General features: G+C 54.9%; 7 protein-coding genes and 1 pseudogene. 2 read left to right on the forward strand and 6 right to left on the reverse strand.

Annotation, left to right across the window (positions count from 1 at the left end; genetic code table 11):
• Positions 1-208 precede the first annotated feature (208 nt).
• Complete coding sequence (locus NTW95_01825) at positions 209-499, forward strand: hypothetical protein (protein MCX6556163.1); 291 nt, start codon at positions 209-211, stop codon at positions 497-499.
• 89 nt (positions 500-588) lie between these two features.
• On the opposite strand, the gene NTW95_01830 is transcribed toward NTW95_01825, so the two are convergent.
• The 6 genes and pseudogenes from NTW95_01830 to NTW95_01855 form a co-directional block, all read right to left on the reverse strand.
• The gene (locus NTW95_01830) at positions 589-1,326 is read right to left on the reverse strand and encodes a pseudouridine synthase (GenBank protein MCX6556164.1); all 738 of its coding nucleotides are present in this window, start codon (positions 1,324-1,326) and stop codon (positions 589-591) included.
• On the reverse strand, positions 1,323-2,678 hold the full coding sequence (locus NTW95_01835) for a sigma-54 dependent transcriptional regulator (GenBank protein MCX6556165.1): 1,356 nt from the start codon (positions 2,676-2,678) through the stop codon (positions 1,323-1,325). Before NTW95_01835 ends, NTW95_01830 begins: the two co-directional genes overlap by 4 nt.
• On the reverse strand, positions 2,675-4,930 hold the full coding sequence (locus NTW95_01840) for an ATP-binding protein (protein MCX6556166.1): 2,256 nt from the start codon (positions 4,928-4,930) through the stop codon (positions 2,675-2,677). The genes NTW95_01835 and NTW95_01840 overlap by 4 nt, the downstream gene beginning before the upstream one ends.
• A gap of 44 nt (positions 4,931-4,974) precedes the next feature.
• Positions 4,975-5,298, reverse strand: a complete 324-nt coding sequence (locus tag NTW95_01845; GenBank protein ID MCX6556167.1) for a hypothetical protein — start codon at positions 5,296-5,298, stop codon at positions 4,975-4,977.
• Positions 5,295-5,579: a hypothetical protein gene (locus NTW95_01850; GenBank protein ID MCX6556168.1), complete on the reverse strand. Its 285-nt coding sequence runs from the start codon at positions 5,577-5,579 to the stop codon at positions 5,295-5,297. The genes NTW95_01845 and NTW95_01850 overlap by 4 nt, the downstream gene beginning before the upstream one ends.
• Positions 5,580-5,696: 117 nt before the next feature.
• Positions 5,697-6,826: pseudogene (locus NTW95_01855) on the reverse strand (acetate kinase).
• A 139-nt stretch (positions 6,827-6,965) separates the two neighbouring features.
• On the opposite strand from NTW95_01855, the gene NTW95_01860 reads away from it, so the two are divergent.
• A partial coding sequence (locus tag NTW95_01860; protein MCX6556169.1) for an alkaline phosphatase family protein occupies positions 6,966-8,197 on the forward strand: 1,232 nt, incomplete at its 3' end.

The following is an 8,197-nucleotide window of genomic DNA, read 5'->3' on the forward strand; positions in this document are numbered from 1 at the left end:
TGCAGAAAACATGGTAGTTTTTCCACACCAGTTTTTTAAAATAACGCTTGGCCGTGTTTTCAGTCCTGACAAGCTTTTCAAAGCTTCTTATGTCCATCGCACCATCTTAAATTGGTGCAAAATCTTTTACAATTACCTAAATTAATATATAATCACAATGTTGTTAAAAAGTATATTTTGTCTAATTATAGTTGGCTGAAGTCAGAAAATGAAAAATCTGATACCGAATTCAGCTCTATCTCTCGAACATTTGCCTGAGCCAACTGACGAATGCGCAGTTTTTGAGTTCGCTATGAGCTTTGACGGTTATGAATTGTTCGGGTCATTTGAAGCGGCTGCGGAAAATGCCCGGGCACGGAAAAGAGAATCCTTGACGGATCTTCGGAATGAACTCTTCATGAGGGCCAGAGCATCTAAACACTGTGATGATAGTAATTTTTTAGCCAGCTATCGTGAGCTTCTGCCCTTGCTTAAACAGGCTATTTTAAGCAGCAAATAAGTACCTGGCGAGGTGTCGCACTGGACGTGGTTCCGTTGCGCTCCCCCCACCGCTGATTTTTATTATGCCCCCCGTCGACCCTATCTGTTCTATTCCGGGAATTGATATTCTTTCTTGAAAGCGGCGATCTCGTAATCCTTCAGTTCCCGCCATTCACCCAGCGGCAGGTTTTTCAGCTTGATGTTGCCGATGGCGATGCGCCTGAGCTTCTCCACCGGGTGGCCCGAATATTTGAAGGCGTCGCGCAGGATGTGCTTCTTGCCCTCGGTGATCGTCACCTTCAGCCAGGAATTTCCGGAACTGGTCATTTTCACCGGCTCGATGACGAAGGGATTGAGCCGTTCTCCCTCCAGGAATACCCCCTTCTCCAATCTTTTTTGCGTCGTTTCGCTTAAATCCCCTTTGATTTTCAACAAGTAAGTTTTGGGCACCTGGTTCTTGGCCGAGATGATGAAATTGGCCAGGTCGCCATCGTTGGTCAGCAGGATGAGACCGTCGGAATTGTAGTCGAGCCGGCCGATCGGGTAGACCCGCTCGCGAATGCGGCTGATGAACGTGCGGATGGTGGGGCGTCCTTGCGGATCGGACAGGGTGGAGACGATGCCCACCGGCTTGTTGAAGATGAAATAACTCTTGGGCTGCAGCTTGAGCTTCAGCATTTTGTGGCCGAGATGAATCTGGTCGCCCGGAACCCGGATCATGAAATTGGGATCGGCCACGCTGCGGTGATTGACCTTGAACTTGCCCTCGTGGATCCACTGGCGGATCTCGCGGCGGCTGGCCAGACCGCAATCTTGCAGGTATTTTTGCAGCTTCATCTCTTTCATTTTTGGATCCCCAGTCTCTTGATCAGTTCGTAGAGCGTGGACGGTTTCAGCTGCAGCTCTTCGGCGGCTTTCTTCTGGATCCAGCTGTTCTCCTCGAGGGTCTCGATGATCACCTGCCGTTTGAAGGCGTCCACCCGGGAGTTGAAACCGCCCTTCTCGAGCCGCTGCGGCTGATGCTTGTAGCCCAGGATCTCCTGCGGCAGAGCGGCTGGGGTCAGCGTGTCGCCGCTGGCGAGCAGAACGGCCCGCAGCATCGCGTTTTGCAGCTCGCGGATGTTGCCGGGCCAATTGTACTCAATCAGTAGCTTCAAAAATTTCTCGTTCATGCCCTTGATGGTCTTCTTGTTTTCGCGGCAGTACCTTTTAAGGAAGGAATCGGCCAGGATGGGGATGTCCTCCTTGCGTTCGCGCAAGGGGGGCAGATGGATGTCGATGATGTTCAACCGGTAGTAAAGGTCATCGCGGAATTCGCCGCTTTTAACCTTGCTCATCAGGTCGATATTGGTGGCGGCCAGGATGCGCACGTCCACCTTTTTGATCTGGTTGCCGCCCAGGGGCTGGATCTCCTTTTCCTGCAGGACGCGCAGGATCTTGGCCTGGGTTTCCGGGGTCAGGTTGGCGATCTCGTCGAAAAAGATGGTGCCGCCGTCCGCTTCCTCGAAGATGCCTTTCTTGTCGCTGTTGGCGCCGGTGTAGGCCCCCCTTTTATAGCCGAAGAGCAGGCTTTCGAAAAGGGCGGCAGGGATGTTGCTCGAATTGAACGGCGAAAAAGGCATGTTCTTGCGGTTGGAGTTGGAGTGGATTGCCTTGGCGATCAGCTCCTTACCGGTGCCGCTCTCGCCGGTGATCAGGACGGTGGAGTTGGAATCGGCCACGCTCTCGACGATGCCGAGCGTTTTTTTGAGCAGCGGGCTGCGGCCGATGATGTTTTCGAATGAGAACCGGTCGCCGAGCGTTTTTTTCAGTTGGATATTTTCCCGGTTCAGCTTTTTTTCCTTGATGACGCGGTCCACCTTGTGCTTCAGCTCGATGTTGTTGAACGGCTTTTGCAGGTAATCCACCGCGCCATGCTTGATGGCCTCGATCGCCGCCTCGATGGTTCCGAAGGCGGTCAGGAAGATGGCCTGGATGCCGGGGTCGTCCTTTTTTAGTTCCTTGAATATCTCCAATCCCGAGCTGCCCGGGATCATCTGGTCCATGATGACCACGTCCACGTCGCTGCCGTGGTTGGTCTTGGCTTGGGACTTGTTCTCGGAGATGCGCAACTCGTACTCCTTTTCCTGGAACATTTTTCTGAAAATATCGTGGATGACGCTCTCGTCGTCGACCAGGTGGATGGTTTTCCTTTTCATAAACTCATGCTCCTTAAGGGATTCGGCAGGGGAAATGTGATAACGAAGGTGGTGCCCCGGTCAACCTTGCTGTGGGCCTCGATGTTTCCATAATGTTCCTTGACGATACTGTAGACGATAGCCAGCCCCAAGCCGGTGCCTTGGCCAATCTCCTTGGTGGTGAAGAACGGGTCGAATATCTTTTCCAGCAGGTCCTCCTTGATGCCGCGGCCGTTGTCCTTGAACCAGATGCTGACCCCCTCGCCGCTCTCCTTGCCCTGAATCGATATCTGCCCCTGGCCGCTGTGGGGGTCGATGGCGTCGATGGCGTTGATAAAGAGGTTGATGAACAACTGCTGCAACCGGGTCGAAAAGCCGAAAAAATTGTTTTGGAAATGATACTCCTTCTTGAAGACGATGTTTTTCTTTTTCATCTTGTGTTCGACCAGGGCCAGGCTTTCCTCGATCACCTTGTTCAGGTTGACTGGCAGCGGCTGCTGGCCTTTCTGGCGCGAGAAGTCCAGCAGCGTGCGGATGATCTTGTTGGCGCGCAGGACCTGGTCGTTCATTTTCGTGATCAGCTCGCGGTTGTCCGCGTCGGCAGGACTGTCGAGCAGGAACTGGCAGTAGGAGGAAATGCCGGTCAGGGGGGTGTTGATCTCGTGGGCGATGCCAGCCGCCAGCAAACCCACCGAAGCCATTTTTTCAGACGTGATCAGCTGATTCTGGATGTTGATCTTCTCGGTGACGTCCTCGAAGACGAATATGCGGCCGGCGATGCTGTTGCTCTCGTTTTTCAGCGGCGAGATGTAGACATCGTATATGGAATCGCCATCCGGGGTGGCCACCTTGATGTTGCGCAAGGTATGGGTCCCGCTCCATCCGGTATGGATCTGTTTCCACAGCTCTTCGCCCAGGACCTGGGCGGCTTTTTTATGCAGGGCTTTCTGGCGCTTGATCTGCAGGCGGTCTTCCATGAACGAATTCCAGGTCTGCACCTGGTTCAGCCTGGAGACGACCATGATGCCGAGGTTGATGTTTTCGATGATGTTCTCGTTGAATTCCTTCAGCAGGTTCAACTCGCTCAGCTGGGTTTCCAGGCGGTTATACAGGAAAGCGTTCTCCAGCGACAGGGCCAGCGGGGCGGAGATGCTGGACATCAGCTCCAGGTCCTCGACGGTCAGGTACGTGCCGTTGGTCTTCCGGCCCATGGCCACGATGCCGATCAGCCGGTCGCTGATCTTCAGGGGCAGGAACTGGAAGAACTTGTTCTGCTGCAGCGCCGCCTGGTCGTGGGGGAACTTGGTGCGGAACTCCTGCTCGGAAAGAAAAATGACGCTCTCTTGGCTGCTCACGGCGTCGCGGAAAGGGCGGCTCAAAAAGAGGCGCGTCCGCTCGGGCAGCGAATAGAACAGGTTGCTCTTGTAGTGGATCAGTAGGGCGCCGTTCTGCAGCTGAAAGCCGCGGGTAATTATCTCCAGAAAACTGACCGACAGCGAGCTCAAGTCGCGCTGGCTGCTGATCGAGGATTCGAGTTCCTTCAGCTTGCGCTTGAAATTGAAGGTTTCGCGGTAGAACACTTTCTCAAAAAATCTCTGGATGGTGCTTTCCAGCGGCTTAAACAGAAGCCCTGCCATCAGGATGGCGGCGATAGACCAGAAGATGCCCAGCAGCTTGTTCTGCTCGATGTTCAAGCCCAGGAAAAGGTAGGCGCCGAAGATGAAAATGAACAGCGAGGAGATGGAGAGGGTCTTCTTGATGGTATTCTCGATGTCGGTTACCCGCTTCTGCGTCAGATAGTAGACCAGGCTCAGGGGCAGGAAGGGCAGGAAGACCATGCTTAGGTAGGTGATCGGGGCGATCTGGAAGGGGGACTGTTGGGGCAGGAACGTGAGCAGCAGCAGCGAGACGAAACTCAGCGAGATGCCGATCAGCGGGAACAGATAGCGTTTCTGCCTTTTCTTGACGATCAGGTTCAGCGAGGAGGCGATCATCGCTCCCCAGGCCAGGAACAGGTAAACGGCGAAGTACTTCTGGGTAATGACGCGGAAATGGTTGATGACCGTCGTCAGGATTTCCGGATCGGCGGGAAAAATATTTTGCAGGACATAATAAAAATTCAGCAGCAGGATGCTCAGCGGCGGCAGGTAGATGATCAGGTAGCGGAAGCGCGTGCTGAACTTTTTAAAGATCTTGTTCCGCAGCGGATACTGCAGCGCGTACTGCAGCAGCACGGCCGGGAAAAAAATGTAGCAGACCGTGTCCAGGACCAAAAAAACGAAATCGAGCGGCCCATAGTCCCCCGTGGGGGAAAAGATCAGGAACCCGGCCAGGGTGAGACTGAGGATAAAAAATATCTGCGGCCCTGGCTTTCGATCTCGTAGCGGCAGTAGTTCTTATTCTCCAGCGAGCGCAGCAGGTCGATTTTATTGGAGATGGTGTATTTGTTGACGGCCAGGAGGATATCGCCGGGTTTGACCGGGCTGTTCGACGCGGCCGAGACGCAGACCACTCCTTTCTCCGAGTTCTCCCAGACGATATAGTCGGAGGTGGAGCTCCATTTGAGCTTTTGAAAGATGTTGGCCAGGCTGATGAGGATGAAAACGGCAAAAATGAAATGCCAGGGATACTTTTTGATCATAAAAAAGTATTGGCCCTGGCGGTCCTGAAGGACCAGCTGACCTTTTCCTTTCTGGACAGCGGCGGCAGGGACTTTTTGAACATCCGGCGTGAAAGCAATTCCCGTTCGTAGGTAGTGGAAAAAATGTCATCGTCACTGTCGCTGAAACGATCCGCCTTTTCGGGAGCCGCGGTCTTGGAGAGAGTTGACTGGGCGGCATTCTGCCCATAGGCGGAGGCTTTGGACGCATGCGGAGCCTGCAGCAGCAATACCAGAAAAGCGACGAACAGGAACTTTCTCATTGAATTGATTATAGCAATATATACCGCTGCAGGCAAACGTGTGGCGTTTCGCCCCGCTTCGTCCCGTCGCGACGCTAAGCTCGACGTCAGGAGCGCACCCCCAGGGGACCGCCCAGCTTAAGTGTGATTTCCGGTGATGACTTTCAAGGTCTGTTCGGCGATTTCAAGCTCCTCGTTGGTCGGAACCACCTGCACGCAGACCTTGGATTTCGGGGAGGAGATAACGCCGAATTTCCCGAACGCGTTCTGGTTTGCCTCGCCGTCGAAAATGATGCCGAGATACTCCATGTCTTCCAAAATCATCTGCCTTTCCAGGCAACCCCGTTCGCCGATGCCGGCGGTAAAGATGATCAGGTCGACCCCGTTCATGGCGGCGATGTAGGCGCCGATGTATTTTTTAATGCGGTAGGCGAAAATTTCCAGTGCCAGTTGGGCCTGGTGATGGCCCTCCTCGGCTTTCTGGTTGATGTCGCGCATGTCCGAGGAAACCTCGGAAATGCCCAGCATGTCGCTCTTGCGGTTGAGCAAGGCGTCCACCTGCTCGAAGGTCAGGCCGGCGCTGCGCTGCAGGTACATCGGGATGGCCGGGTCGATGTCGCCGCAGCGGGTGCCCATCACCAATCCCTCCAGCGGGGTGAAGCCCATGGTCGTATCGACGGAAACGCCGTTCTGGATCGCCGCCATGGAGGAGCCGTTACCCAGATGGCAGGTGATGATCTTCAATTCCGACAGCTTTTTGCCGAGGGCCTTGGCGCCCTGCTTGGCCACGTAGAAATGCGAGGTGCCGTGAAAGCCGTAGCGCCTGATCTTGGCGCTGCGATAGTATTCGTAGGGGATGGGGTAGATGTAGGCCTTTTCGGGCATGGTCTGGTGAAAGGCGGTATCGAAGGTGCCGGCCATGGGAATGCCGGGCAGGATCTTCTGGCAGGCCTCGATGCCGATGATATTGGGCGGGTTGTGCAACGGGGCCAGGGGAATGCATTCCTTCAGGGCATCAAGCACCGCCGCGGTGATCGGCACGGTGCCGTTGAACTTTTCTCCGGCATGAACCACGCGGTGGCCGACGGCGAATATTTCCTTTTTATCCTTGATGACCCCGGTCTCGGGGGCGGTCAGGTAATCGACGATGAAGTTGATGCCTTCTTCATGATTGGCGATGTCGTGCTCGACGACCGTTTTTTTCTCGCCCCGGTAATCAACTGGAATTTGATCGAAGAACTGCCGCTGTTGATAACCAGAATTTTCATATGGCCCTCGTTTGCCGACGAAATGAGTAATTTTTATTATAACGCTTTTGCGCGAAAAATCAATAGAAAAAATTACATTTTTAACTTTATTTAAGGCGCCGGCGCTTTGTGCCGAGCGCGAACTATGTTAAAATTGCCCATGAAGAAAACACGGCATTTTCTCCTGTTGCTCATCCTGTCGTCCCTGCCCCTGTTCAGCTATGTCGGCCCGGGGGCGGGTTTCGCCTTCGTCGGTTCGTTTTTTTTCATTTTCGCGGCCTTCATCCTGGCCATCTTCAATTTTCTGACCTTCCCGCTCCGCGCCCTGCTGCGATTTTTCAAGCGGATGCGGAACTTGAAAAAGGCCAAGTTCAAGCGGGTGCTGGTGATCGGCTTCGACGGCATGGACCACCGTCTGTACAATCAGTTTCGCCAGCAGGGATACTCGTTTCCCCATTTCGAGAAACTGGCCAAGGAGGGCACCTTCTCGCCGCTGTGGAGCACCGAACCGCCGATTTCGCCTGTCGCCTGGTCGACGTTCACCACCGGCGTCAACCCCGGCAAGCACAACATTTTCGATTTTCTGACCAATGACCGCAACACGTACATGCCCAAGATGGCCGGCTCCGACATCATCCCTCCCCGCCGCAACCTGCGGTTCGGCCGCTGGCTGATCCCGCTCGCCAGCCCCAAGATCGAGCTGAAGCGCAAGAGCCAGAGCTTCTGGAAGATCGTCAGCAGCAAGGGCATCTATGCCTCGGTGCTGCGCATGCCCTTCACCTTTCCGCCCGAGAAATTCTACGGATCCATGCTGTCGGGGCTGGGCACGCCCGATCTGCGCGGCACCCAGGGCAGTTTCAGCTTCTATGCCGAAGACAAGGGCGCCGACTTCGACATTTCCGACGGCGTTTTCGAGACCCTGCAGCCGCTGGGAGAAAACCGCTTCGGCGGCCGGATCAAGGGGCCGGGCCATCCTTTTCTCAAGGGCAACCCGCCCTTGGAGATCCCCTTCACCCTCGCCCTGGACCGCGAAAAGCGCAGCGCCGAGATCGCCGTCGGCAAGGAGCGGATCCGGTTGTGCCAGAACGAGCTGTCGCCGTGGATCAAGCTGGAATTCAAGGCCGGCCTGATCGGCGTGGCCGGCATCGCCCAGTGGGTGCTGGAAGATGTGCAGCCGCTGAAACTGTATCTGTCACCCATCAATATCGACCCCGAAAAACCGTCCATGCCCGTTTCGCATCCAAAAATGTTCTCGGTCTACCTGGCCAAACTGCTGGGTTCCTTCGCCACCCTGGGCATGGCCGAGGATACCTGGTCGCTGAACGAGCGTGTCCTTTCGGAAGAGAATTTCATCGCTCAGGTCTACCGCACCCAGGAGGAAAGGGAAAAGAT

Source organism: Candidatus Aminicenantes bacterium, from assembly GCA_026393795.1.
Classification (GTDB): domain Bacteria; phylum Acidobacteriota; class Aminicenantia; order UBA2199; family UBA2199; genus UBA2199.

Bases quoted from the DNA above. Each gene is read 5' to 3' on its own strand.
- NTW95_01825 (MCX6556163.1), top strand. From the start codon at position 209: ATGAAAAATCTGATACCGAATTCAGCTCTATCTCTCGAACATTTGCCT.
- NTW95_01830 (MCX6556164.1), bottom strand. From the start codon at position 1,326: ATGAAAGAGATGAAGCTGCAAAAATACCTGCAAGATTGCGGTCTGGCC.
- NTW95_01835 (MCX6556165.1), bottom strand. From the start codon at position 2,678: ATGAAAAGGAAAACCATCCACCTGGTCGACGACGAGAGCGTCATCCAC.
- NTW95_01845 (MCX6556167.1), bottom strand. From the start codon at position 5,298: ATGATCAAAAAGTATCCCTGGCATTTCATTTTTGCCGTTTTCATCCTC.
- NTW95_01850 (MCX6556168.1), bottom strand. From the start codon at position 5,579: ATGAGAAAGTTCCTGTTCGTCGCTTTTCTGGTATTGCTGCTGCAGGCT.